Here is a 24211-nt window from a genome sequence, read left to right as displayed (position 1 = left end):
GATGAAGGGTATAGAAAAACTACATAGCAAGGGGATTTACGCAATGCGTATCATTCTGCTGGGCGCTCCGGGCGCTGGTAAGGGTACTCAGGCTCAATTCATCATGGAGAAATACGGTATTCCGCAAATCTCTACTGGTGACATGTTGCGCGCCGCTGTAAAAGCAGGTTCTGAGTTAGGTCTGAAAGCGAAAGAAATTATGGATGCCGGCAAGCTGGTCACTGATGAGCTGGTTATCGCATTGGTTAAAGAGCGCATCACTCAGGACGATTGCCGTGACGGTTTCCTGTTAGACGGGTTCCCACGTACCATTCCTCAGGCTGATGCCATGAAAGAAGCCGGTATCAAGGTTGATTATGTGCTGGAGTTTGATGTTCCGGACGAGTTGATCGTTGAGCGCATTGTCGGCCGTCGAGTGCACGCCGCTTCAGGCCGTGTTTATCACATTAAATTCAACCCACCAAAAGTTGACGATAGAGACGATGTGACCGGTGAAGATCTGACTATCCGTAAAGATGATCAGGAAGCCACGGTCCGTAAACGTTTGATCGAATATCATCAGCAAACTGCACCTTTAGTTTCTTATTATCGTAAAGAAGCTGATGCAGGAAATACCCAATATTATAAACTGGACGGAACCCGTAAAGTAGCAGAAGTCAGTGCAGAGCTGGCGACTATTCTCGGTTAATTCTGGATGGTAAGATAGCGAAGGCGGCCTGAGGTCGCCTTTATTATTTTACGGGTTTATCCATCTGCTCACATAATCGGTGCAATACCCACAACAAGGACTTATGCATGATGCACAGCAAGCTTGGCGTACTGATGGTTAATCTAGGGACACCGGATGCCCCTACATCACAAGCGGTTAAACGCTATCTGGCTGAGTTCCTGAGCGACCGTCGTGTGGTGGATACTTCCCCTTGGCTCTGGTGGCCACTGTTGCGTGGGGTTATTCTGCCAATTCGCTCGCCCCGTGTGGCAAAATTATATCAATCAGTCTGGATGGAGGAAGGCTCTCCTCTCTTGGTTTATAGTCGGCGACAGCAAAAAGCACTCGCTGCACGTATGCCTGAAATCCCCGTCGAATTAGGTATGAGCTATGGTTCGCCAAATCTAGCTAATGCTATTGATAAATTGTTAGCGCAAGGCGTGACCAAGCTAGTGGTATTGCCGCTTTATCCGCAATATTCTTGCTCAACAAGTGCCGCCGTTTGGGATGCTGTTGCTCGTATTTTGAAAGGCTATCGCCGCTTACCGTCGGTGTCATTTATCCGTGATTATGCTGAACATCCCGCTTATATTTCGGCATTGAAACACAGCGTTGAACGTGCTTTCGAGCAGCATGGAAAACCTGATCGGTTAGTGCTCTCTTTCCACGGCATTCCCAAACGCTATGCCCACTTAGGTGATGACTATCCACAGCGCTGTGAAGATACCAGCCATGCTTTACGGGCAGAATTAACGCTACCTGCTGAACAAGTCATGATGACTTATCAATCTCGATTTGGTCGCGAGCCTTGGCTTACCCCCTATACAGACGAGACATTAAAAAGTCTACCTTCCCAAGGTGTTAAGCATATTCAGCTGATTTGCCCCGGCTTTTCTGCTGACTGTCTGGAAACATTGGAAGAGATCAAAGAGCAAAACCGAGAGATTTTCTTGCATGCAGGTGGCGAGAAATTTGAATATATTCCGGCACTGAACGACGACGAGAGCCATATTGATCTTTTAGAACAACTGGTAAAACAAGAAATTGGTTCACTATCCTTGTCTTCATAATTTTTTATGTATCAGTCGGTCGCTAAGTGGCCATCATTACACTTTTTTTACTCGGCCTTTTGCTTGTAATACCTGTTTAGATGTATGAGAATTACTTAATTATAAAAAATAGGCATGTGATTATATCCTGTAACCATTTGTTATAAATTGATTTTTATTCGGTCGAACAGAATGCTGATTCCCAGAACAGTACATTGGTAGCTGCAAGCCAAGGGCGGTAGCGTGTCTCTATTATATCTGTAAAAATGACTTCTACGCTTACCGTGATTTTGTCTAGTGCGAATCTAGTATTTAATAAGCTAAGTCTTATATAAACTAAAAATAGTTTCACATATAGCATGTTTTGTAAGTTTATAATTAATTTCTTAATTAAACTATCATAAGTAAAGAGTTCCTAATGAAGATACTATTTGTTATCACAGGGCTTGGTATGGGCGGCGCCGAAAAGCAAACATGTTTATTGGCAGATAGAATGGTTGATGCTGGACATGATGTTATAATCATATCTCTTACTGGTAATACAGTTGTAAGACCAATAAACAATATTTCTATTAAAGAACTTAAAATGGGTAAGAATATATTTTCTTTTATATATACATTGATAAGAGCAAGGGAATTAATAAAAAAATTCAAACCAGATGTGGTTCATAGCCATATGTTTCATGCAAATATTTTTTCACGTATATTACGTATTTTTACTAAAATACCTTGTCTAGTATGCACTGCTCACAGTACTAATGAGGGCAATAAAGCTAGAATGTTTATATATCGATTAACTGATAAACTGGCGTCTATCACAACAAATGTAAGTCAGGAAGCAGTCCAAACTTTTATTGATAAAGGAGCTTCATACCCTGGACGGATTATCAGTATACCCAACGGAATTGATACTGATAAATTTAAATATACGACTGAAACTAGGTTGATAAAAAGAAAAGAATTAAATATTAATGATAACAATCTAATGTTATTAAGTGTAGGTCGACTGACTGAAGCCAAAGATTATCCTAATCTATTTAAAGCATATGCTAAACTATGTAAAGAAAATTATTTTGGTAGGGAATTATTATTTTTTATAGTTGGTGTTGGACATCTACAGACAGAGCTTGAAACTTTAGCTGAAGAGTTGAATATTAAAAGTAGTATTCACTTTTTAGGAATAAGAAATGATATTCCTGATTTAATGTGTGCTGCGGATATATTTATATTATCTTCTGAGTGGGAAGGGTTTGGTTTGGTTATAGCAGAAGCAATGGCCTGTGAAAGAGTTGTTGTCGCGACTGATTGTGGTGGAGTAAAAGAAGTTATTGGAAATTGTGGTGAACTAGTACCCATAAAGAATCATATTGCATTATCTGACGCTATATCAAGAATGTTAACAATTACCGTTGAGGAAAAAACAAAATTGGGTGCCCATGCGAGAGAACGAATTATTAAAAATAATTCTATTGATGTAATCATGAATAGATGGGTTGATATATATCGTGGGCAAATGAATTAATTATTAAAAACTAATAATTTTGTGATGAGATGATTGTTCAGTATCAATATTCATTGAAGCTATAATAAAACTTTCTTTGTTTATTGTGTTTTTATATGTAATTTCATTGTCTATAAAACGTGAAGAGAATATATGTCTAATATTATGTTGGAGTTGTTCTTCTATCTTGCTCTATCGATTATATTAACTTGGCAGTTGCGTCGTTATGCTCTTAAAAATAATATTATAGATACACCTAATTCACGCAGTTCACATGTGATTCCAACCCCACGTGGTGGCGGTGTTGCTATTGTGATTAGTTTCCTTGTCGGCATAGCTCTATTTTATTTTCAAGGTTATCTACCACTATTGCCTTCTGTAGGATTAATTATCTCCGGTGGGATCATTGCATTGGTTGGTTTTTGGGATGACCATGGGCATATTGCGGCTCGTTGGCGTCTTCTTGCCCACTTTTCTGCTGCGGCATTTTTATTATTTTGTTTAGGTGGTTTCCCTGTATTAACTTTCTCTGAATATACTCTTAATCTTGGGATATTGAGCAGTTTGTTTGGTTTACTATTTCTAGTCTGGATGCTGAACCTCTATAACTTTATGGATGGTATTGACGGTTTAGCCAGTGCTCAAGCGGTAACTAGTTGTATTGGTGCAATCGTTATCTATTACATTAGCGCCGATCATATCGCACTAGATAATTATTTGGTTCTTTGGTTACTTGCGAGTACAGTTTTGGGCTTTTTATTGTGGAATTTTCCGCCAGCAAAAATATTTATGGGAGATGCAGGTAGCGGCTTTTTGGGGCTGGTTATAGGGGCTTTGGCGATAAACGCGGGATGGATAGAAACGAAGTTCTTCTTCTGTTGGCTAATTTTATTGGGTTTATTTATTGTTGATGCAACTTGGACTTTAATACGTAGAGTTCTTGGTGGGTTTAAAGTTTATGAAGCTCATCGAAGCCATGGTTACCAAATTGCGTCCAGAAAATTTAAACGACATTTGCCCGTAACACTGTCTGCCATTGCTATTAATGTTATCTGGCTTTTCCCTATTGCACTTCTGGTTGGATTAAATATTGTTAATCCGGTAGTTGCACTAATTATCTCTTATATCCCTCTTTTTTATATTGATTATAAACTTAATGCTGGAGTTAATAATAATTAATTGATTGGGTTTGTTGTCAGATAACTGGTTGCATCCGAATATTTAAAACGACGTATTCCGTCTTGGGTTGGTACTCTATGTTCCTTGTTTTTTTATTATCTTTACCAAGGCCTGTAAAACGAATCATTATGCTTTTGCTAGATACTATTCTTATTGCTTTAGCATACTGGGGCGCTTTTTGGGTACGATTGGATGTTGATAGTCCATTTAGCAGTGTTGAACAGTGGGTCGCCTTGGCTGTAATTATACCACCGACTCTATTGGTATATATTCGTCTTGGTCTATATCGGACTGTATTACGTTATGTTAGTGCAAAAATTATCAGTACCGTACTTGTTGGTGTTGTGTTGTCCTCTGGTTTACTGGTATTGGGTTCCTATTTCCTAGGTGTGTACTTGCCAAGAACAGTATCCGTTATGTTCTTTATTTTCTCGTTAGTGCTAATCTGTGGTTCTCGGATATTCTTCCGAATGCTATTAAACTATGGTGTTAGGGGGCAGGTTCCAGTCGTTATTTATGGTGCAGGTGCATCTGGCCGACAATTAGTACCTGCACTTATGCAAGCAAGTGAATACTTCCCAATCGCCTTTGTTGATGATAATCCTAAACTACATAAAGCTGTTATCCATGGTGTGACAGTTTATCCCTCAGAAAAACTTGAATATTTAGTTGGCCGTTATGGCATAAAGAAAGTATTACTGGCGATGCCAAGTGTTAGCCAAAGTCAGCGCAGAGCCGTGATAAGTAAACTTGAAAATCTTTCTTGTGAAGTTCTATCTATTCCTGGTATGTCTGACTTAGTTGAAGGTCGAGCACAAATCAGTAGTTTAAAGAAAGTGTCAATAGAGGAACTTCTCGGAAGAGATCCTGTCGAGCCGGATGAAAAGTTGTTAGCTAAAAATATCACCGACAAAGTCGTTATGGTGACCGGCGCTGGGGGGTCAATTGGCTCAGAATTATGCCGCCAAATTATTGTTGAAAAACCAACTTTACTCATTCTTTTTGATATTTCTGAGTTTTCACTTTATTCCATTGAAAATGAAATTGCTGCAATTTGTAGACATCATCATATTGATACAAAATTTGTGGCACTACTTGGTTCTGTACAAAGTGAAAAGCGCTTAATTCAAGTCATGTCTAGTTTCAACGTGAATACAGTATACCATGCCGCCGCTTATAAACATGTCCCTCTGGTTGAAAATAATGTTATTGAAGGGGTGAAAAATAATATATTTGGTACGCTTTGTTGCGCTAAAGCGGCAATAAAATCTGAGGTGGAAAAGTTTGTTTTAATTTCTACAGATAAAGCAGTTCGGCCAACCAATACTATGGGAGCAACCAAACGGATGGCTGAACTTGTATTGCAGGCATTATCTAAAGAACAGGATAAGACTAAATTTTGTATGGTTCGCTTTGGTAATGTTCTTGGATCTTCAGGTTCTGTTGTACCGCTCTTTAAGAAACAGATCGCTGAGGGAGGGCCAATAACGCTAACCCATAAAGATATTATTCGCTACTTCATGACCATTCCAGAAGCAGCTCAACTTGTTATTCAAGCTGGTGCTATGGGGCAAGGAGGGGATGTTTTTGTATTGGATATGGGCGATCCGGTTAAGATTATTGATTTGGCAAAACGTATGATTAACCTTTCAGGTCTTTCAATTAAGAGTGAAGATAATCCTGAAGGTGATATTGCAATAGAGATCTCAGGTTTACGCCCTGGTGAGAAATTATATGAAGAGTTACTCATTGGTGAATCTGTACAGAACACTTATCATCCACGAATTATGACTGCAACTGAAGTTATGCTTGCATGGAGTGATTTGAATATTTTACTAAACAAAATTGAAGCTGCTTGCAATGACTTTAATTATGAGTCTATTCGCTCTTTATTATTAGAAGCGCCCGCAGGATTTCAACCTACAGATGGTATCTGCGATATAGTTTGGCAGAAGACTCACGAAGGAAATGCAAAAAATATAACAGTCCATTGAGAGTGTTGAGGCTGTTCTCTCGTCATATTTGCATTTTATTGTTTATGGAAAAGATATGAAAAATATTGCATTTGTCATCACAAAGTCAATCATTGGTGGAGCCCAAGGCTGGGTTCTTGAGCAAGTAAAATTACTTAAAGATGATTGTAAGATTATTTTAATAACTTCTGAGCCAGGTTGGTTAACTGAAACAATTATTTGCGATAAAGTCGTTATTATTCCAGAGATCAGAAAAATGGCCAGTATTAAGGCTATCTACTCTTTATATAAGACTCTTAAAGAAAATAAGGTTGATATTGTTGTCTCTAGCTCTGCAAATGCAGGTCTTTACAGTCGATTAGCTCGTTTGTTCTTACGTTTTCGTGGTGTCTATGTTTCCCATGGCTGGTCATGTATCTACAATGGGAATGTATTGAAATTTATTTTTTGCTATATTGAAAAGTTATTATCGAATATTACTGATGTTATCTGGTGTGTTTCTCAAAGTGATGCTGATAAGGCTATAAATATTATTGGTATCAAGCCTGAAAAAATCATGACTCAACTTAATGCAATTACACCATTGGTTGAGAGAGCCGATCGTCCTTGCCAAAATAAAATCATTTATGTTTGTCGGTTAGCCTATCCTAAACGACCTGATTTGATGTTAAAGGTAGCCGCATCTAACCCTCAATATAACCTAGATGTTGTTGGTGATGGTGAATATTATCAAGATCTAAAAAAAGAATATGATGATTATAAAAACATTCATTTCTATGGTGAGATAAAGGGATTTGATAAATTTAATGAGTATGATGTATTTGTATTAACATCAGAAAGTGAAGGTTTACCCATGGCAGCGATTGAAGCGACTAGTGCCTGCTTACCCGTTATTCTGAGTGATGTCGGTGGTTGTGGTGAGGTTGTCGATCAAAATGGCATCTTAATTGAAAATACAACAGAAGCGCTAGAGTCAGCGCTTAATACTGTATTTTCAAATTATGAGTCATTCTATAAAGCAGCTCAGAAACAAAAGAGTAAGTTTGATATAAATAATGTTAAAAATAAGTGTCGTGAAATTATTCTTGGTCAATGAATTCTGTTCAAATACCTCAAATACAATAGGTGCATTATGACTATTTTAGTAACTGGTGGTGCAGGATATATTGGCTCACATACAGTATTAACATTATTAGAACAAGGCAACGATGTTGTTGTGTTAGATAATTTATCTAATGCTTCGGTAGAGTCACTGCGACGTGTAGCCGAAATTACGGGCCGAAGTGCAATATTTTATGAGGGCGATGTACTCGATAGGCATTGCCTAAAAAAAATATTTTCTGAACATAAAATAGATGCTGTCATTCATTTTGCTGGTTTAAAATCAGTAGGTGAATCGGTTATTAAGCCGATTGAATATTATCAAAATAACGTTACCGGCTCGCTGCTCTTGCTAGAAGAGATGGTCAGTGCTGGTGTAACAAAACTAATATTTAGCTCATCTGCAACTGTATATGGTGATCCAGAGTTTGTTCCTTTGACAGAAAACGCACGCATCGGTGGTACGACAAACCCTTATGGCTCATCTAAAGTCATGGTTGAGCAAATACTGAAAGATTTCTCTGTCGCGCACCCAGACTTCTCCATCAGCGCATTACGTTATTTTAATCCTGTAGGTGCTCATCCATCTGGGTTAATTGGCGAGGATCCAAATGGGAAACCTAACAATTTGTTGCCTTTTATCACGCAAGTTGCTATTGGAAAACTCCCTAAGTTAGCTGTCTATGGTGATGATTATCCTACAGTAGATGGTTCAGGGGTTCGTGATTATATCCATGTTATGGATCTTGCTGAAGGGCATCTTTGTGCACTGAATAAACTAACGACAGGATTTAAGGTTTATAATCTCGGCTCGGGCGTTGGGTATTCTGTGTTACAGATGATTAATGAGTTTGAACGTATATCGGGTAAAAAAATTCCTTATGAGATAGTCGCACGACGGTCTGGCGATATCGCCGAATGTTGGGCGAGTGCGAAATTAGCATTTAACGAGTTGGGTTGGGAAGCCAAAAGAAACTTAACCGATATGCTAACAGATGCATGGAATTGGCAGCAGCGTAATCCAAATGGTTATGCGCGCTGAATCCCAGATGACTTGTGCTAAAATTCTTTATCTTTTCATTTCTAAATTTGTAACTCATAACAATGAAATTTCCTGGCAAACGCAAATCTAAACACTATTTTCCTGTTAATGCTCGCGATCCCTTATTGCAGCCAGCTCAAACAGAAAATGAAGTGAGTACATCTTATATTGTTGGCATTGATCAGACGCTGGTTGATATTGAAGCGAAGGTCGATGAGGACTTTATTGCGCGTTATGGTTTGAGCCAAGGGCACTCTTTGGTGATTGAAGATGATGTTGCTGAACGCCTTTATCAGGAGCTCACGGCCAATGGATTAATTACGCATGAGTTTGCTGGCGGTACCATTGGCAATACGTTACATAACTATTCCGTACTGGCTGATGATCGTTCAATTTTGTTGGGTACGATGTGTAGTAATATTAAGATTGGTAGCTATGCCTATCGCTACCTGTGCAATACCTCAAGTCGTACTGATTTGAATTACTTACAGGCCGTTGATGGTGCTATTGGCCGCTGCTTTACTTTAATTACGGACAATGGTGAGCGGACATTTGCCATCAGCCCGGGGCAAATGAATCAATTGCGGCCAGAAAGCATTCCTGAGGATGTTATTGCTGGGGCATCAGCGCTAGTTCTTACCGCTTATCTGGTGCGCTGTAAACCTGGAGAGCCGATGCCAGATGCGACGATGCAGGCAATTCGTTATGCGAAGAAGCATAATGTGCCTGTGGTGATGACTCTGGGAACAAAATACGTCATTGCAGATAATCCGCAGTGGTGGCGTGATTTCCTTAATGAGCATGTTTCTATCGTCGCAATGAATGAAGATGAGGCTTATGAGCTGACGGGCCTAAATGATCCGTTAATGGCCTCTGATATGGCATTGAACTGGGTTGATTTGGTTCTGTGTACTGCTGGCCCTAATGGTCTTTATATGGCGGGCTATACAGAAGAAGCTAATAAACGACAGACACAGCACCCTTTACTCCCCGGCGCTATTGCCGAATTTAACTTGTATGAATTCAGTCGAGCAATGCGTAAAGAGCATTGTGATAACCCATTACGTATTTATTCTCACATTGCTCCCTATATGGGGGGACCTGAGAAAATAATGAATACCAATGGGGCTGGTGATGGTGCTTTATCAGCTTTGCTGCATGACATTGCTGCTAATGGTTATCACCGTAATAATGTTCCTAACTCAAGTAAACATGTACGTAGTTATCTGAGTTACTCTTCCTTGGCGCAAGTGTGCAAATATGCCAATCGGGTCAGCTATCAAGTATTGAATCAACATTCACCACGTTTAACTCGTGGATTGCCTGAGAGAGAAGACAGTTTGGAAGAGTCTTACTGGGAGCGATAATTTACGTCGCGCCGACATCAAAAATAATGAGGGCCAGCTTATGCTGGCCCTTTTTGTCTATATGGCGTGAAATCATCGCCATCGAAACGATTTAGATTGGGCAAACCGGGCGCTTATCATCCTCGGTTAGTGTTTCTATTTTCAGCATATTAAGCATGCTATTGGCAATTTCACGTTCACCCATAACAACCTGATTCGCACCGCGATCCGAAATATAAACCACTTCGTCGTCATAATGTGCGCGTGCAATAATTTCAAGGTCTGGTCGCTTAATTCTGGCAGACGCGACTATCTCTCCAGCTTCGTAGCCATTTGGAATGGTTAGCAATAACCAGCGTGCGCAATCCAGACGTGCCAGTGACATTATATCAGCGCTAGCAGCATTCCCTAATACGGCATTAATACCCTGTTCACGTAGCGCTTCAACTCTTGGTCGGGAATTTTCAATGACGACCAGTGGAATGCCCGCAGCATTCAGTTTTGCCCCTAATAAGCTACCGACTCGACCATAGCCAACCAATAATGCATGGTTACACAAGTCGACAGGGATCTGTTTTTCTTCTTCTACGGCTTCTTCCAGAATCAGATCTTCCATCGTCTCATTTTTGGCTAAATAGCGGTCTAGCAAGGTGAAAAGCAGGGGGTTGAGCATAATGGATAAAATTGCGCTAGCCAGCACTAAATTACGGCCCTGTTCTGACATCAAACCAAGGGAAATTCCAAGCCCTGCCAAAATAAAGGCGAACTCTCCAATTTGCGCCAGACTGACTGAGATGGTCAGTGCAGTGCGTTTGGAGTGACCAAACATGCGTACCAATATGAATGCTGCAGCAGATTTACCGAAGATGATGATAGCCAGCGAAGCTAACACGGTTAACGGCTCATGCACCAAAATCATCGGATCAAACAGCATCCCAACAGAGACAAAGAACAGTACGGCGAATGCGTCGCGTAGTGGCAAAGTATCTTGCGCAGCACGGTGGCTGAGTTCAGATTCATTCAAGACCATTCCGGCGAAGAATGCACCCAGAGCGAAGGAGACATCGAACAACCCGACAGCGCCGTAGGCAATACCGAGAGCTAATACCAGCACGGCCAGAGTAAATAACTCACGGGAACCCGTGCTGGCAGTTTTGGCCAGTATCCACGGGACCAATCGGCGACCGACAACAATCATCAAGGTAATGAAAGCGATAACTTTACCGATGGTAATGGCCAGCTCAGTGAACAGTTGGCCCAAACTGGTGGTTTCGTTCCCCATGACGCCTGCAAATGCCGGCAAGAGGACTAATGTCAGTACCATTGCCAAATCTTCAACAATCAGCCAGCCAATCGCAATTTGCCCTCGTTGGCTATCAATCAGTTGCCGCTCTTCCAATGCTCGTAGCAATACCACTGTACTGGCGGTTGATAGACAAAGACCGAAGACAAATCCTGTCATCAAATCCCAGCCTAATAAATGCGATAGCCCCATACCCAGTAAGGTAGCGACAGCAATTTGCGCTACGGCTCCGGGGATGGCGATGGCTTTTACGGCGAGAAGATCTTTAAGTGAGAAGTGAAGCCCAACACCAAACATCAACAAAATAACACCAATTTCAGCCAGTTCAGGAGCTAATGAGGTATCAGCAACAAAACCTGGCGTGAATGGCCCGGCAAGCACCCCTGCAGCAAGATATCCCACCAGAGGTGAGATGCGCAGGCGATGAGCCAGAGTGCCCAAAAGGAAGGCGAGAACAAGGCCTCCGACAATCGTGGTAATTAAGGGTGTTGAGTGGTGCATCCAGACTCCTTCTCGTGACTACCCGTCATTTTTCAAATTACAGGCGTGTTGGCTGTGTTCAATGACTAAAGTCACTTACCTGGGTAAGTTCATCAGGGTTTTTGAGCTTCATAAGAGGCTCACTCTTCGGGCCGGTGTTTGCCACCTTCCTGCATGTTAAATCGATGGGTATATACAGAGCGACAAGCATTTCACAGCAATAACATCAGTTTATTGCATTTATGCGATCAATGCGCGATAAAATTTCATTTTTTATCAAGAAAAGTCTAGTTTGGCACGAAAATTGTTTGAAGTGGTTGTTTGTCGTGGACTTGATGTTTTCATCTCGATAATGCAGGGGACTCTCCCGACTGAAACACATGTCTCAGTCGGGATTATAAGGTTATTACTATTACTTATCTTCTATATTAGGCAGTAAGGCAGTAAATATCCCCAGTAATGGTAAGAATGCACATATTTGGTAAACCAATTCGATACTGGTTAAATCAGCAACATACCCTAGTACAGCCGCACCTAACCCCCCCATACCGAAAGCAAAACCGAAGAATAAACCAGAAACCATACCGACTTTTCCTGGGATCAGCTCTTGCGCGTACACCAGTATGGCCGAGAAGGCCGATGCGAGGATTACACCAATGATCACGGTTAAAATCCCAATCCAATACAAAGATGCATAGGGTAAAATGAGTGTAAATGGCGCTACGCCTAAGATTGACCCCCAAATAACATATTTTCTCCCAATCCGATCGCCAAGAGGGCCGCCAATAATAGTGCCAGCGGCTACGGCAAAGAGGAAAACAAACAAATGTATCTGGGCGTTTTGTACCGAAACTCCAAACTTATGCATCAGATAAAAGGTGTAATAGCTGCTGATACTAGTCAAATAGAAGTATTTAGAGAATATCAGCACCATCAAAATAGCTAATGTGCTAATAACTGTCTTTTTTGGCAGTACTTTTGCCGATGAGACTTTTATGGCTTTGCCATGGCTGGCTCTTTGTTGTTGCTGATACCATTTACTGACTTGCAGTAGCACCACGATCGCCAGTAATGCCGCGAGTGAGAACCAACCAACGTTGCCTTTACCATAAGGTGCGATCAGAATTGCGGCTAGCAGTGGGCCAAGAGCACTACCGAAGTTGCCACCAACTTGAAAAATAGATTGAGCCATACCATGACGCCCACCAGAGGCCATCCGGGCGACTCGCGAAGATTCTGGGTGGAATACTGAAGAGCCGGTCCCGACCAACGCCGCTGCCAGTAAAACCACAGGGAAAGTCGTGGCAATAGCCAACAACAAAATACCTGATAGGGTAAATCCCATACCGATGGGCAATGAGTAGGGTTGTGGATGTTTATCTGTATACAGGCCAATCAATGGCTGTAACAGTGAGGCGGTAAGCTGGTAAGTCAGAGTAATTAACCCGATTTGGGCAAAACTCAGTGAAAACTCGGCTTGTAAGAGAGGATAAATCGCCAAAATCAGCGATTGAATCATATCGTTGAGCAAGTGAGATACGCTGATCGCACCTAAAATAGAGAATGAGGTGCGTTTTACGGAGGCAGTAACGGAGGGTGGGAATTCCGTCTCAGAGCGATCGGTCATAGTGAGTATTCGCCTAATAATTTTCACTGTTAATAATATGTTGGTAACGAATACATATTATGCAGTTCGGACGATTTTTACTACTCCTGACATTCTTTGATATCTATTCCAAAGTTATGAAATTGATAGCGGCACTATCACATTACAATACAAAGTGTGTCACAGTATGGTCTTGATTTATCGTGGTATTAATATATACCACTCAAACTTCACTCATTAGACTGGCATTGATGGTGTCGGTTTTTAACGACAATATGGAGATTTGCCATGCGTTTTTCATTACCGACCACCGCCTGTGCTTTGGCTGTGTCGCTGGCGTTTACACCGGGATGGGCCGCTGCGTGGGAAAAAGACAAAACCTACGACATCACCATTTTGCATACTAATGACCACCATGGGCATTTTTGGCAAAACGATCACGGTGAGTATGGTCTGGCGGCACAGAAAACGCTTGTTGATGAGATTCGCAAGCAAGTTGCCGCCCAAGGAGGAAGTTTACTGTTACTCTCCGGCGGGGATATCAATACAGGTGTTCCTGAGTCGGATTTGCAAGATGCCGAGCCAGACTTCCGCGGGATGAATCTGGTTGGCTATGATGCGATGGCTATTGGCAATCATGAATTTGATAACCCACTGAGTGTGCTGCGCCAACAGGAGAAGTGGGCGACTTTCCCATTGTTGTCGGCCAATATTTATCAGAAAAGTACCCAGCAGCGGTTATTCAAACCCTACACTTTGTTTGATAAACAAGGGGTGAAAATTGCGGTAATTGGACTAACGACTGACGATACAGCAAAGATCGGTAATCCCGAATATTTCACTGATATTGAATTTCGAGTGCCAGCAGTAGAAGCAAAGCAAGTTGTCGATCAGTTAAGAAAAACAGAAAAGCCGGACATTATCATCGCTGCAACCCATATGGGGCATTACGATGATGGTAAGCATGGTTCTAATGCTGCGGGTGATGTCGAGATGGCACGCAGTTTACCAGCAGGCTATTTAGACATGATAGTAGGTGGTCACTCGCAGGATCCGGTTTGTATGGCTAGCGAGAATCATAAACAGGCTGATTATGTACCAGGGACACCTTGCGTCCCCGATCGACAAAATGGCACTTGGATCGTACAAGCCCATGAGTGGGGAAAATATGTTGGCCGAGCTGATTTTACATTCCGCAATGGCGAGCTGAAATTAGTGAGCTATCAGTTAATCCCAATTAATTTGAAGAAAAAAATCGAAAAAGCTGATGGCACTAGCGAGCGTGTCTTTTATACGCAAGAAATAGCCCAAGACCCATCGATGCTGAAACTGTTGACCCCATTTGAAGAGCAGGGCAAGGCGCAGCTGGAGATTAAAGTGGGGAGTGTGAATGACAAGCTAGAAGGGGATCGCAGCAAAGTCCGTTTCGAGCAAACGAATTTGGCTCGCATGTTATTGGCAGCACAAATGGAACGTGCGGGAGCAGATTTTGCTGTGATGAGTGGTGGCGGTATTCGTGATTCTATCGAAAAAGGTGATATCACCTATAAAGACGTGCTCAAAGTTCAACCATTCGGTAATACTCTGGTTTACGCTGACATGAAAGGGCGTGATGTTGAGAAGTATCTGGCTGTGGTGGCAAATAAAAAAGTAGATTCTGGTGCTTATGCCCAATTTGCCAACGTTAGCCTAGTGGCCGATGGTGAGGGGGTGAGTGATGTCAAAATACAGGGCAAGCTGCTAGACCCAAATAAAACCTATCGTCTGGCAACATTGAATTTTAATGCGTTAGGGGGGGATGGATATCCGAAGATTGATACCCTACCTGGCTATGTCAATACCGGTTTTATCGATGCAGAAGTTCTAAAACAGTATATTGAAAAACACTCTACACTGGATGCCAGTCAGTATCAGCCGAAAGGTGAGATTGTTTATAAGTAATTAATTGTAACGTGCTGTATTTAATAAAGATGATGTTCAGGTGGTATACTGTGCTTCATCTTTTTTTTCGTCCCCGATAAGCAGAACTTCTTGAGAAGACTGCTGTTTTAGAATAGATTTCGTAAAAGAAAAATTTTTGCTAGCTGTATGCAACAATAATTTCTCACCCATCGATTTTTTGTCCTCATTGAGCAAGGAATTAACTGGTTTTTCTTGCATCCATCCATGGTGATAGTTCATGTCGCGTGTAGCAAAAAATACATTCTGGCTAATGTTGGCACAAATTGGCGGTTTATTTATCCCCTTGATTGAGCTACCTGTGTTGGCTCGAGCTTTGGGGCAACAAGGTTATGGGCAAGTGCTTTATGCTTTGGGGCTAGCATTGACTGCTTCCGTTTTTGTCGAGTTTGGTTTTAATTTCAGCGCAGCACGTAGCGTCGTAAAAGTGAAAGAAGATCGTGCAAGACTAGCTCAACTCGTTACTAACGTATTGGCAGCAAAGCTGCTATTAAGTTCGGTAGTTATTCTTGCCATCGGAGTTTTGATATTTTTCAGTATGGGGGCGACTACGATTCCTCACTATTGGTTTATTTGGGTTTCACTGTTTCTTGTTGCATTTGGTTTTAGTCCACTATGGTACTACGTAGGAATTGAACGGCTAATCTTGCCTTCATTATTAGATCTTGCACTACGCAGCACGGGACTTTTATTTACGATCACTTTGGTTTCATCACCAGAACATGCCCAACGTGTATTAATTATCCAGGCAACGGTTGGAATTCTTAACACCTTTATTCCAACATTTATTATGCTGCGCCAAACGGGCTTGGGGCGAATAAACCTGAATGGTACATGGCAAGTTATTCGTGATAGTTGGGAGCTATTTTTGTACAAAGGTGCTCAAAGTATTATGGGTTCCATTGCTTCAACATTATTAGGTTTTTTAGGTGGTGCTCGTGCTGTTGGTTCGTTTGTCCCTGCGGAAAAACTAATTCGAGCGGCTAGTGGCTTGGCTATTCCGGCTTTAAATGCAGCATTTCCACATCTGGTTAAATTGCAGCGTGACTCCGAACGTACTGCTAAAAAATTAGTCACTATCGCACTAGTGGTAATTTCAATCGCCACTATATTATTCTCAATTACCACTGTATTTGCATCAGCCTGGGTTGTGAATATTGTTTTCGGGCCAGGCTATCAAGATGCTATTAATTTATTAAAAATACTGGTGTGGGTAGTGCCATTTCGTATTAATAGTATGATTTTGGCCGTTTTATGGTTCATTCCTACAGGAAAAGAACGTATTGCCAGCAGAGTGATGATAGCTAATATAAGCCTTATTTGCATGCTTGCTATACTATTAATTCCAACGCTAGGTGGCCTGGGTATGACACTCGCATTTTTGGTGGCCGAGATAATAATGTTCTTGGTGCTAATATTCTTTTTTTGTAGGAATAGATAGTGAATGATTTAACTCTAAGTGTTGTGATTACAACTTATAATCGCCCCGAATTAGTGGTTAGGGCTGTTAATTCCGTAGTGTCACAGAGAAGTCAGAAATATCGTATTGAAATCATAGTTGTTGATGATGCCTCGACATCACTTTTACCCGAATTCAATGTACCTGAACTTATCACTTATCGCATGCCCATCAACGGCGGTCCTGGTTTAGCAAGGATGCAGGGGCTTAAATTATCCCATGCACCTTGGGTATTAATACTAGATGATGACGATGTGATGACATCAGGATCTGTTGAAAAACTTATGCATATTCTTGATGACGAAAATCTTGATTCATATTTAGTAACTATGTTTGCCTGTTCTAACGGGAGTATGAGGGATAAATATCATCTAATTAGTTTTGATGATTATATGTCTGGGTATATTATCGGCGATTTTACGCCTGTCTTTAATAGAGAAAAATTCTTAGCAACAGGGTTAAGCTATCCTCAAACTAGGCTTGGTGGTGAGCATCTATTGTGGTGGCGTATTGCGTTAGATTATAAAGGAATCCCTACCTTTAATATGAAATTAATCGATGTTTCAAATGATGCTCCATCGCGCTTAACTAGTGCTACTACGCAAGTTAAATATTCAGCAGAACATAAAATTCTCGCCGATCTAACATTGTCCCAATTTGGTGAGCGTATATCCAAAGATTATCCAGAGCAATTTCGTCGTATCAGTTTAGCGAGAATTACTTATAGTCTATTAAGTAATGATAAGGCGAGTGCTCGCCGTTATATACTCACGAGTACTATTAGCTTAAGTATGAAGATATCTTTGCTGGTTATCAGCCTTTGTCCTCAGAGTATAATTCGCAAAGCTTTTGTTTTTTATAGGGGTAGATAAAAATCCTACGCAATTATTAAGCCGAGCAGGGCTAGGTTGTTAATTTCTGCTCGGTTTCGTGGCTGTTCATCAATCCCTTTTTGCGATATCAGCAAATGTGCCTTGCAGTAATCGGCATAAATCTGTTGCGGCTAGTTCAATATCTAATCCCCGCTTACCCCCGGAAACAAATATCGTGGCGTATTCTTGTGCTGGGCTATCAATTACCGTGGGGAGGCGTTTTTTTTGCCCCAATGGGCTAATACCCCCCACTAAATATCCGGTGCTGCGCTGTGCCAATTGTGGATCGGCCATTTCAGCCTTCTTTGCCCCCAATGCACGGGCTACTTTTTTCAGGTCAAGTTGGGTGGCGACAGGGGTGACGGCAACGGCTAAATTTTTGGCATCACCATTTAAAGCGACCAGCAATGTCTTATAGACTTGATCGGCATTGAGACCCAATTTTTTAACGGCTTCATCGCCAAAGTTGGTTTCTGCTGCATCGTGGTGATATGGGTGTAGTGTGAAAGGAACTTTTTGTTTTTCCAGCAAAACAACGGCAGGTGTCATAATAAACGTCCAATTAAAAATGAAGATTTATTCAGGTGGATTATCCTACACGGAATCATGGTGACAGGGATAAAAATTAACCGAGCAAAATCAGCATAATGGTTAGGTGCTCCGCGAGTTATGATGAATGTCGGTTGCTAATCTAATCGTCAGGTTGCTACCCTGTATTGGCTGCTCATATTATCCGCAAGGAATGTGGGCGCTTAATAACTAAAATAACGAAAATTCCTCTTTGACTGGCCGATAGCGATATCGGCCATTTTTTTATTGGGCGTTGGATTTTAATAAATCAGGAAGATTCCCTTCGCCATACAAGTGTAGCGCACCGACGGCAATGACATAGCGCCCGGAAGGCAGTTGTTCAAGTTGTCTTTGCCAGCGTTTGTTCCTTTGAATCATCAGAACATCGTACAACCCTTGGCTAAAGGTGGGGGCCAGAGCCGTCAGGTCATTGACTGGATGATGTTCCAGCCACCAGCTAATCATGGTTTGCAGTAAACGGGCATTGGTGTGCCAGTGAGTTAAGGTATCCAGCAGTAACGACATGCCGTTGTCAGGCAATGTTTCCAACAAATCGAGCTGCATCTGCGCACCTTCCAGCTCAATCACGTTTTTGTCCTGTGCTGTCGCCGCTTTCAATAATTGGTAATCGATACCGTATTCCCCTCGTAACCCTAAACGCTGGGCCTGACGGGCCTGGAGCATTAAGGCCACTTGCCATGCTGGCAGAAAGGCCATAGTAAGTGGGTCATTGTCCAGTTCTTCGCAGCGTTGCAAAAATTGTTGATAATGCTCTGCAGATAACCTGTCAATTAATGGTTCATCAAGGCTATCGTTACCAAAGGGAGAGGCTGTATCGGTGATATCAGCTTCGACAATAAGTGCATCAGCCTGATTCAATTTATTGAGTAACTCATGGGGGAGGGGAAACATCCCCTCGGTTCCCATATGGATACTGCCAACCAAGTGAAAATGACGTTCACCAGGTAAAGTCATGTCTAAAGCTGGGTAGGAATAGCTCGCCGGGGCAGTCATGCCCAAAAATTTTGCGAGGCGGCGTAATAATTGGCCCATGTGGTTCCCTTATTAGCGTTTCTTAACATGCTAAACGCTAAGTGGCGCACAAGAAAGGGGTTGTGCGCCATTAGGTTCCTAATTATTGCTTAGGCTTAAACCGCAGTAATCGGTTCGCATTGCTCACAACGGTAATAGATGACAACGCCATCGCCGCCCCTGCCACCACAGGGCTGAGGAGGGTTCCGGTGAAGGGGAACAAAATACCCGCAGCAATCGGAATCCCTAAGGCGTTGTAGAAGAACGCTCCCAGCAGATTTTGTTTCATGTTGCGCAATGTTGCTTTGGAAAGCTCTACCGCATCAGCAACGCCATGCAAACTGTGGCGCATCAAGGTAATAGCGGCGGTTTCAATCGCAATATCACTGCCGCCACCCATAGCAATACCGACATCGGCTTGCGCCAGTGCTGGTGCATCATTGATACCATCGCCAATCATCGCTACTTTGTGTCCGGCAGCTTGCAGTTGCTTAATTGCCTCTGCTTTACCATCAGGCAAGACTCCGGCGATCACCTGATCAATACCCGCTTCTTTAGCAATAGCATTCGCAGTAATAGGGTTATCGCCGGTTAACATCACCAAATTATATCCTTGCTGATGCAATCGTTGCAGGGCACTAACACTGTCACTGCGCAGTGGATCACGAATCGATAACAGTGCCGCGGGTTTGCCCTGTGCCGTCAGAATAACAGGTGTTGCACCACTTTCTGCTTGTTGCTGCATCAATGCTTGCAACTCGCTGGTGTCAATCTGTTGCTCTTCCAGTAGGCGGTTATTCCCCAGCAATAGTGGAATGCCATCCACTTCACCACTGACCCCTAAGCCGCGCAGTGTGCGGAATTGGCTCACTGTCGCCAGTGTCAGTCCTTCCGCCCGTTGTAAAATCGCACGAGCCAAGGGGTGATTAGAGCCAGTCTCCAGTGCTGCTGCCCATTCCAGCGCTTGCTGTTCGTTCACGCCATTGAAAGTATGAATGGCAACTACCTGCGGATGCCCTTCGGTCAATGTGCCGGTTTTGTCGAACACTAAAGTATCGAGGTTGCTGGCCTGCTGTAATGCATCAGCATCACGTACCAGAACGCCAAACTCAGCCGCTCGCCCAACACCTGAGATGATCGACATAGGTGTTGCCAGCCCGAGAGCACATGGGCAGGCGATAATCAGTACTGTCGTGGCGACGACCAGGGTATAGACCAACTGTGGTTGTGGGCCGAAGAAATACCAAATCAACCCGGCTATCACCGCAATTGCGACCACGGTTGGAACAAATACCGCAGAGATTCTATCAGCCAGTTTGCCGATTTCCGGTTTACTGCTTTGCGCTTGCCGAACTAATTTGATGATGCGCGCCAACGTTGTTTGGCTGCCGATGGCATTGGCGCGGAACAGTACTGAACCATCCTGAACTTGCGTCCCTGCATGAACCACATCACCAGCCGATTTTTGCTGTGGGATAGGTTCGCCAGTCAACATGGCTTCATCCATCCACACTTCCCCTTGCACAATTTCGCCATCAACCGGGACACGGTCACCCGTAGTCAGACGTAATGTCATGCCTAATTGAACATCCGCCAATGGAATAACTTTCTCACCTTCATCAGTTACCAGCCGAGCGGTCGGAGGGGCTAAATCTAATAAGCGCTCCAGCGCGTTGGATGAGCGCTGTCTGGCGCGCTGCTCCATGGCATGACCAAGGTTAATCAAACCGATGATCATGGCACTGGCTTCGTAATAAAGATGGCGAGCTTCCATTGGAAAAACGTCTGGCCAGATATTCACCGTAATGGAGTAAACCCAAGCGGCACCTGTCCCCAATGCCACCAAGGTATCCATAGTGGCACTGCCATTCTTCAGACTGACCCAAGCATTACGATAAAAGTGACCACCGGCAAATATCATCACCAGCAGAGTGATTATGCCGACAATCAGCCACGGCGTTTGGGTTTCTGGTGTTAGCGTCATACTGCCGCCAAATAACCCCCATGCCATCAATGGGATACCCAGCAATAGGCCGAGCGCGGCTTGCCATTGGAAGCGCTTCATACTGGCTTGCGACATTTGTTGCTGACGCTCGCGCCGCTCCCCTTCATCTTCAATAATTTCAGCACCATAACCGGCATTCTTCACGGCCGTGATTAAAGCCTCGTGACTCGGATTACCGGTAACCAATGCACTACGTTCGGCAAGATTGACGCGTGCAACTTCAACGCCATCAACACTTCCCAGTGCATTTTGTACTTTAGAGACGCAACTGGCGCAGCTCATCCCCGTGAGCAAGAGTTGGACACTATCGCTATCACTGGCTGGTGGCTCTGCGGCTGTCGTCGATGCGGTTGTTGCCAATGTTGATACTGTCGCTGCCGGAACAGTTGAAGAGGCCGCTGCCAGATGTTCCGGCTGAGATGGGGCTGAGTGAGTCAGCGGCTCAGTTTTTGGGAGTTCAGCCCCTTGCAGTGTAGCGTGATAGCCCGCTTGTTCGACAGCATCAATCAATGTCTGTGCATCTACTTTGCCGTAAATATTGGCACTGTCGAGGGTCACATCAGCAGCTATCACACCGGGAACTGCCTCCAGAGCTTTTCGGGTGGATTCAGTGCAATGCCCGCAACTCAAGCCCGAGAGTTGTAGTTCAACATCAGGAGTCTGCGCTTCTTCTGCCTGATAACCTGCTTGTTTGATTGTATCAATCAGCGTATTGGTTTCAGCTTCACCGGTCACTTTTGCGTAGTGAACATTCACTTCTGCATGATGGACATCTTCACGGCTTTCTAGCGCTGTTTTCACGCGTTTGGCACAATTCATGCAGGAAAGGCCGTGTAAGGCCAGTACTGTGGTTTGCAACATAGTTAACTCCTTATCGAGTAGGAACCTATCCATAAATTTTGTAGGGATAAGTTTAGTCGGTATTCCCCGTCATATTCCTTATCTATGGCAATAATGGTCTTATTCATTGCCTCTAGTTGTACCGGTTTTATTGAGCTTGAACGTCTTTCATTCCGCTTGACTCGCATGGTTCTTTTCACTAATGATAGAGGTTAAACCTTCCAGCAAGGGGAAGGTCAAGGGGGAATATGAATATTAGCGATGTCGCAAAAAAAACAGGCTTAACCAGCAAAGCCATTCGCTTTTACGAAGAAAAAAAGCTGATGACGCCACCGATCCGCACGGATAATGGCTATCGCAGCTACAATGCTAAACATATTGAAGAGTTAACTCTGCTGCGTCAGGCACGGCAGGTTGGCTTCACATTGGATGAATGTCGTGAATTGCTGGCATTGTTTCATAACCCAGCGCGGCATAGCGCGGATGTAAAAGCAGCGACATTGCAAAAAGTCGCAGAAATTGAGCAGCACATTAATGATCTTAATCAGATGCGATTACGCTTATTAGCGTTAGCCGATGAATGCCCTGGTGATGATGGTGCAGATTGCCCGATTATTAATAACTTGGCGGGATGTTGCCACATGAGTGATAAGCAAAAAGTGGTAAGTTAACAAATCAATCGGCGATTAATTTATGTCATTAGCCTCGGCGTATTTAGATAAATACGCCTTTAGATTCAATCATCAGTGATGAATTGTGGGACGGACATGCAAAGTATTGCCTTCCACTAGTATCACTTCAACTTCGGTGCCCACATTCAGCTCCGTCGCACTGTAAATACGCCAACTGCTGTCGCCTACTTTCATACGGCCATAACCGTCAACCGTGGCCTCGGTCAGTGTTGCTCGAGTTCCCAATAATTGATGGTTACGCTGGTTCAGCATAGCGGGTTGCGGTTTGGTACGTTTACTTAGCCAATACCACCACAGGATGGCAGAGACTACTGTCAGGATAGAAAACAGCACGCCCTGCATTTCCCAGCTAAAAGGAAATAGCCAGACCAAAATGCCGACGACCACGGCAGCAACACCGCTCCACAACATATAACCACTGGCTCCTAGCATCTCAGCGGCCAATAATAAGCCGCCGAGTGAAAGCCAAAACCAGTTTGGATTTGCTGCAATTTCTTCCAGCATGGTTATTTACCCCGGCTGTTTTTACTCTCACCAATCAGTTCTGCAATTCCACCAATAGCGCCCATTAGGTTGCTGGCTTCCAGTGGCATCATAATGACTTTGCTGTTATTGGCAGAGCCAATATGTTGCAGTGCATCGGTATATTTTTGCGCTACAAAGTAGTTAATGGCTTGAATATCACCGGCGGCGATAGCTTCAGAAACCATTTTGGTTGCTTGAGCTTCCGCTTCTGCGGCACGTTCACGCGCTTCAGCCTGTAAGAATGCGGACTGACGCTCACCTTCCGCTTTCAGAATTTGTGACTGTTTTTCACCTTCAGCACGTAAAATCGCGGCCTGACGAACCCCTTCAGCTTCTAGAATATCGGCACGCTTGGTACGTTCAGCTTTCATCTGAGCATTCATCGCTGAAATCAGTTCAGTCGGTGGGCGCACATCACGGATTTCAATTCGCGTGATTTTAATGCCCCACGGGTTGGTGGCTTCATCGACGATATGCAGCAAACGGCTATTGATGTTGTCACGCTGAGACAACATTTCATCCAACTCCATTGAGCCTAAAACAGTACGGAAGTTGGTCATGGTCAGGTTAACGATGGCCAGTTCAAGGTTGCTGACTTCATATGCGGCTTTTACTGGGTCAATTACCTGAATAAAACAGACGGCATCAATTGCCACGTTAGCATTATCGCGGGAGATGATTTCTTGGGATGGGATATCCAGGACCTGTTCCATCATATTGATTTTACGACCAATACGATCCATGAATGGCACAACGATATTCAGACCCGGCATTAGCGTTTTGGTATAGCGACCAAAACGTTCGACCGTCCACTGAAAACCTTGTGGAACAATTTTGATTGAGGAGAAGACCACAATCAGGGCGACAACGATAAGAACAGGGATAACCGTAAACATATTTAACTTCCTGTCAGCAATGAATATTGTTTCTTAATATTACGTGACAGAGCGCTAAATGCCTAACGAAAG

20 protein-coding genes are annotated in these 24211 nt (G+C 43.2%); 12 read left to right on the top strand and 8 right to left on the bottom strand.

Translation table 11 applies throughout. The features are described 5' to 3' along the window. Positions 1–43 precede the first annotated feature (43 nt). The 8 genes from adk (at position 44) to ACIOG0_RS16095 (ending at position 9921) form a co-directional block, all read left to right on the top strand. Positions 44–688 (top strand): adenylate kinase, encoded by a 645-nt coding sequence (adk, locus tag ACIOG0_RS16130; RefSeq protein ID WP_050099089.1) that lies wholly within the window; start codon positions 44–46, stop codon positions 686–688. Between the two features lie 107 nt (positions 689–795). Next, positions 796–1779 carry a ferrochelatase gene (gene hemH, locus ACIOG0_RS16125; protein WP_050099088.1) on the top strand — a complete coding sequence of 328 codons (984 nt, stop codon included), beginning with the start codon at positions 796–798 and terminating at the stop codon, positions 1777–1779. A 397-nt stretch (positions 1780–2176) separates the two neighbouring features. After that, on the top strand, positions 2177–3280 hold the full coding sequence (locus tag ACIOG0_RS16120) for a glycosyltransferase (protein ID WP_128451450.1): 1104 nt from the start codon (positions 2177–2179) through the stop codon (positions 3278–3280). 132 nt (positions 3281–3412) lie between these two features. Continuing rightward, on the top strand, positions 3413–4438 hold the full coding sequence (locus tag ACIOG0_RS16115) for a glycosyltransferase family 4 protein (RefSeq protein WP_050139907.1): 1026 nt from the start codon (positions 3413–3415) through the stop codon (positions 4436–4438). A 77-nt stretch (positions 4439–4515) separates the two neighbouring features. Then, positions 4516–6432 carry a nucleoside-diphosphate sugar epimerase/dehydratase gene (locus ACIOG0_RS16110; protein ID WP_074006906.1) on the top strand — a complete coding sequence of 639 codons (1917 nt, stop codon included), beginning with the start codon at positions 4516–4518 and terminating at the stop codon, positions 6430–6432. Between the two features lie 55 nt (positions 6433–6487). Beyond that, a complete protein-coding gene (locus ACIOG0_RS16105; RefSeq protein ID WP_050139906.1) occupies positions 6488–7507 on the top strand; it encodes a glycosyltransferase in 1020 nt (339 codons plus the stop codon). Positions 7508–7543: 36 nt separating this feature from the next. After that, positions 7544–8554 carry a UDP-glucose 4-epimerase GalE gene (gene galE, locus ACIOG0_RS16100; RefSeq protein WP_050296022.1) on the top strand — a complete coding sequence of 337 codons (1011 nt, stop codon included), beginning with the start codon at positions 7544–7546 and terminating at the stop codon, positions 8552–8554. Positions 8555–8616: 62 nt separating this feature from the next. After that, a complete protein-coding gene (locus tag ACIOG0_RS16095; RefSeq protein ID WP_128451451.1) occupies positions 8617–9921 on the top strand; it encodes an inosine/guanosine kinase in 1305 nt (434 codons plus the stop codon). Between the two features lie 91 nt (positions 9922–10012). Here the strand turns inward: ACIOG0_RS16095 and ybaL are convergent, their stop codons facing one another. Together ybaL and ACIOG0_RS16085 are read right to left on the bottom strand one after the other, a co-directional pair. Continuing rightward, positions 10013–11704: a YbaL family putative K(+) efflux transporter gene (ybaL, locus tag ACIOG0_RS16090; RefSeq protein WP_050099069.1), complete on the bottom strand. Its 1692-nt coding sequence runs from the start codon at positions 11702–11704 to the stop codon at positions 10013–10015. Between the two features lie 391 nt (positions 11705–12095). After that, positions 12096–13310: an MFS transporter gene (locus ACIOG0_RS16085; RefSeq protein WP_128451452.1), complete on the bottom strand. Its 1215-nt coding sequence runs from the start codon at positions 13308–13310 to the stop codon at positions 12096–12098. Positions 13311–13577: 267 nt separating this feature from the next. Here ACIOG0_RS16085 and ushA point away from each other — a divergent pair, with 267 nt between their 5' ends. Next, positions 13578–15230, top strand: a complete 1653-nt coding sequence (ushA, locus tag ACIOG0_RS16080) for a bifunctional UDP-sugar hydrolase/5'-nucleotidase UshA (protein WP_128451453.1) — start codon at positions 13578–13580, stop codon at positions 15228–15230. Positions 15231–15266: 36 nt separating this feature from the next. On the opposite strand, the gene ACIOG0_RS16075 is transcribed toward ushA, so the two are convergent. After that, a complete protein-coding gene (locus ACIOG0_RS16075; protein WP_050139903.1) occupies positions 15267–15449 on the bottom strand; it encodes a hypothetical protein in 183 nt (60 codons plus the stop codon). 19 nt (positions 15450–15468) lie between these two features. On the opposite strand from ACIOG0_RS16075, the gene ACIOG0_RS16070 reads away from it, so the two are divergent. Beyond that, positions 15469–16689, top strand: coding sequence for an oligosaccharide flippase family protein (locus tag ACIOG0_RS16070; RefSeq protein WP_050139902.1), 1221 nt, complete (start codon positions 15469–15471; stop codon positions 16687–16689). Further along, positions 16689–17579 (top strand): glycosyltransferase family 2 protein, encoded by an 891-nt coding sequence (locus ACIOG0_RS16065; protein WP_164908369.1) that lies wholly within the window; start codon positions 16689–16691, stop codon positions 17577–17579. The genes ACIOG0_RS16070 and ACIOG0_RS16065 overlap by 1 nt, the downstream gene beginning before the upstream one ends. Before the next feature lie 69 nt (positions 17580–17648). On the opposite strand, the gene ybaK is transcribed toward ACIOG0_RS16065, so the two are convergent. From ybaK to copA, 3 genes are all read right to left on the bottom strand, one after another. Continuing rightward, on the bottom strand, positions 17649–18128 hold the full coding sequence (ybaK, locus tag ACIOG0_RS16060; protein ID WP_050099065.1) for a Cys-tRNA(Pro)/Cys-tRNA(Cys) deacylase YbaK: 480 nt from the start codon (positions 18126–18128) through the stop codon (positions 17649–17651). Between the two features lie 264 nt (positions 18129–18392). Then, entirely contained in the window at positions 18393–19202 is an 810-nt protein-coding gene (locus tag ACIOG0_RS16055; RefSeq protein WP_050099063.1) for a TraB/GumN family protein, read from the bottom strand. A gap of 82 nt (positions 19203–19284) precedes the next feature. Continuing rightward, entirely contained in the window at positions 19285–22047 is a 2763-nt protein-coding gene (gene copA, locus ACIOG0_RS16050; RefSeq protein ID WP_128451455.1) for a copper-exporting P-type ATPase CopA, read from the bottom strand. A 227-nt stretch (positions 22048–22274) separates the two neighbouring features. Here copA and cueR point away from each other — a divergent pair, with 227 nt between their 5' ends. After that, on the top strand, positions 22275–22697 hold the full coding sequence (gene cueR, locus ACIOG0_RS16045; RefSeq protein ID WP_050099060.1) for a Cu(I)-responsive transcriptional regulator: 423 nt from the start codon (positions 22275–22277) through the stop codon (positions 22695–22697). A 72-nt stretch (positions 22698–22769) separates the two neighbouring features. On the opposite strand, the gene ACIOG0_RS16040 is transcribed toward cueR, so the two are convergent. Together ACIOG0_RS16040 and ACIOG0_RS16035 are read right to left on the bottom strand one after the other, a co-directional pair. Beyond that, on the bottom strand, positions 22770–23222 hold the full coding sequence (locus ACIOG0_RS16040) for an NfeD family protein (RefSeq protein WP_050099059.1): 453 nt from the start codon (positions 23220–23222) through the stop codon (positions 22770–22772). A 2-nt stretch (positions 23223–23224) separates the two neighbouring features. Continuing rightward, the gene (locus ACIOG0_RS16035) at positions 23225–24139 is read right to left on the bottom strand and encodes an SPFH domain-containing protein (RefSeq protein ID WP_005158246.1); all 915 of its coding nucleotides are present in this window, start codon (positions 24137–24139) and stop codon (positions 23225–23227) included. Positions 24140–24211 lie beyond the last annotated feature (72 nt).

This window comes from Yersinia vastinensis (assembly GCF_044905075.1).
Lineage (GTDB): Bacteria > Pseudomonadota > Gammaproteobacteria > Enterobacterales > Enterobacteriaceae > Yersinia > Yersinia vastinensis.
This window is presented reverse-complemented; position numbering and strand designations above follow the sequence as displayed.

Excerpts from the sequence above, each read along its gene's own strand:
- adk (WP_050099089.1), top strand. The coding sequence starts at position 44 with ATGCGTATCATTCTGCTGGGCGCTCCGGGCGCTGGTAAGGGTACTCAG.
- hemH (WP_050099088.1), top strand. The coding sequence starts at position 796 with ATGATGCACAGCAAGCTTGGCGTACTGATGGTTAATCTAGGGACACCG.
- ACIOG0_RS16120 (WP_128451450.1), top strand. The coding sequence starts at position 2,177 with ATGAAGATACTATTTGTTATCACAGGGCTTGGTATGGGCGGCGCCGAA.
- ACIOG0_RS16115 (WP_050139907.1), top strand. The coding sequence starts at position 3,413 with ATGTCTAATATTATGTTGGAGTTGTTCTTCTATCTTGCTCTATCGATT.
- ACIOG0_RS16110 (WP_074006906.1), top strand. The coding sequence starts at position 4,516 with ATGTTCCTTGTTTTTTTATTATCTTTACCAAGGCCTGTAAAACGAATC.
- ACIOG0_RS16105 (WP_050139906.1), top strand. The coding sequence starts at position 6,488 with ATGAAAAATATTGCATTTGTCATCACAAAGTCAATCATTGGTGGAGCC.
- galE (WP_050296022.1), top strand. The coding sequence starts at position 7,544 with ATGACTATTTTAGTAACTGGTGGTGCAGGATATATTGGCTCACATACA.
- ACIOG0_RS16095 (WP_128451451.1), top strand. The coding sequence starts at position 8,617 with ATGAAATTTCCTGGCAAACGCAAATCTAAACACTATTTTCCTGTTAAT.
- ybaL (WP_050099069.1), bottom strand. The coding sequence starts at position 11,704 with ATGCACCACTCAACACCCTTAATTACCACGATTGTCGGAGGCCTTGTT.
- ACIOG0_RS16085 (WP_128451452.1), bottom strand. The coding sequence starts at position 13,310 with ATGACCGATCGCTCTGAGACGGAATTCCCACCCTCCGTTACTGCCTCC.
- ushA (WP_128451453.1), top strand. The coding sequence starts at position 13,578 with ATGCGTTTTTCATTACCGACCACCGCCTGTGCTTTGGCTGTGTCGCTG.
- ACIOG0_RS16075 (WP_050139903.1), bottom strand. The coding sequence starts at position 15,449 with ATGCAAGAAAAACCAGTTAATTCCTTGCTCAATGAGGACAAAAAATCG.
- ACIOG0_RS16070 (WP_050139902.1), top strand. The coding sequence starts at position 15,469 with ATGTCGCGTGTAGCAAAAAATACATTCTGGCTAATGTTGGCACAAATT.
- ybaK (WP_050099065.1), bottom strand. The coding sequence starts at position 18,128 with ATGACACCTGCCGTTGTTTTGCTGGAAAAACAAAAAGTTCCTTTCACA.
- ACIOG0_RS16055 (WP_050099063.1), bottom strand. The coding sequence starts at position 19,202 with ATGGGCCAATTATTACGCCGCCTCGCAAAATTTTTGGGCATGACTGCC.
- copA (WP_128451455.1), bottom strand. The coding sequence starts at position 22,047 with ATGTTGCAAACCACAGTACTGGCCTTACACGGCCTTTCCTGCATGAAT.
- cueR (WP_050099060.1), top strand. The coding sequence starts at position 22,275 with ATGAATATTAGCGATGTCGCAAAAAAAACAGGCTTAACCAGCAAAGCC.
- ACIOG0_RS16040 (WP_050099059.1), bottom strand. The coding sequence starts at position 23,222 with ATGCTGGAAGAAATTGCAGCAAATCCAAACTGGTTTTGGCTTTCACTC.
- ACIOG0_RS16035 (WP_005158246.1), bottom strand. The coding sequence starts at position 24,139 with ATGTTTACGGTTATCCCTGTTCTTATCGTTGTCGCCCTGATTGTGGTC.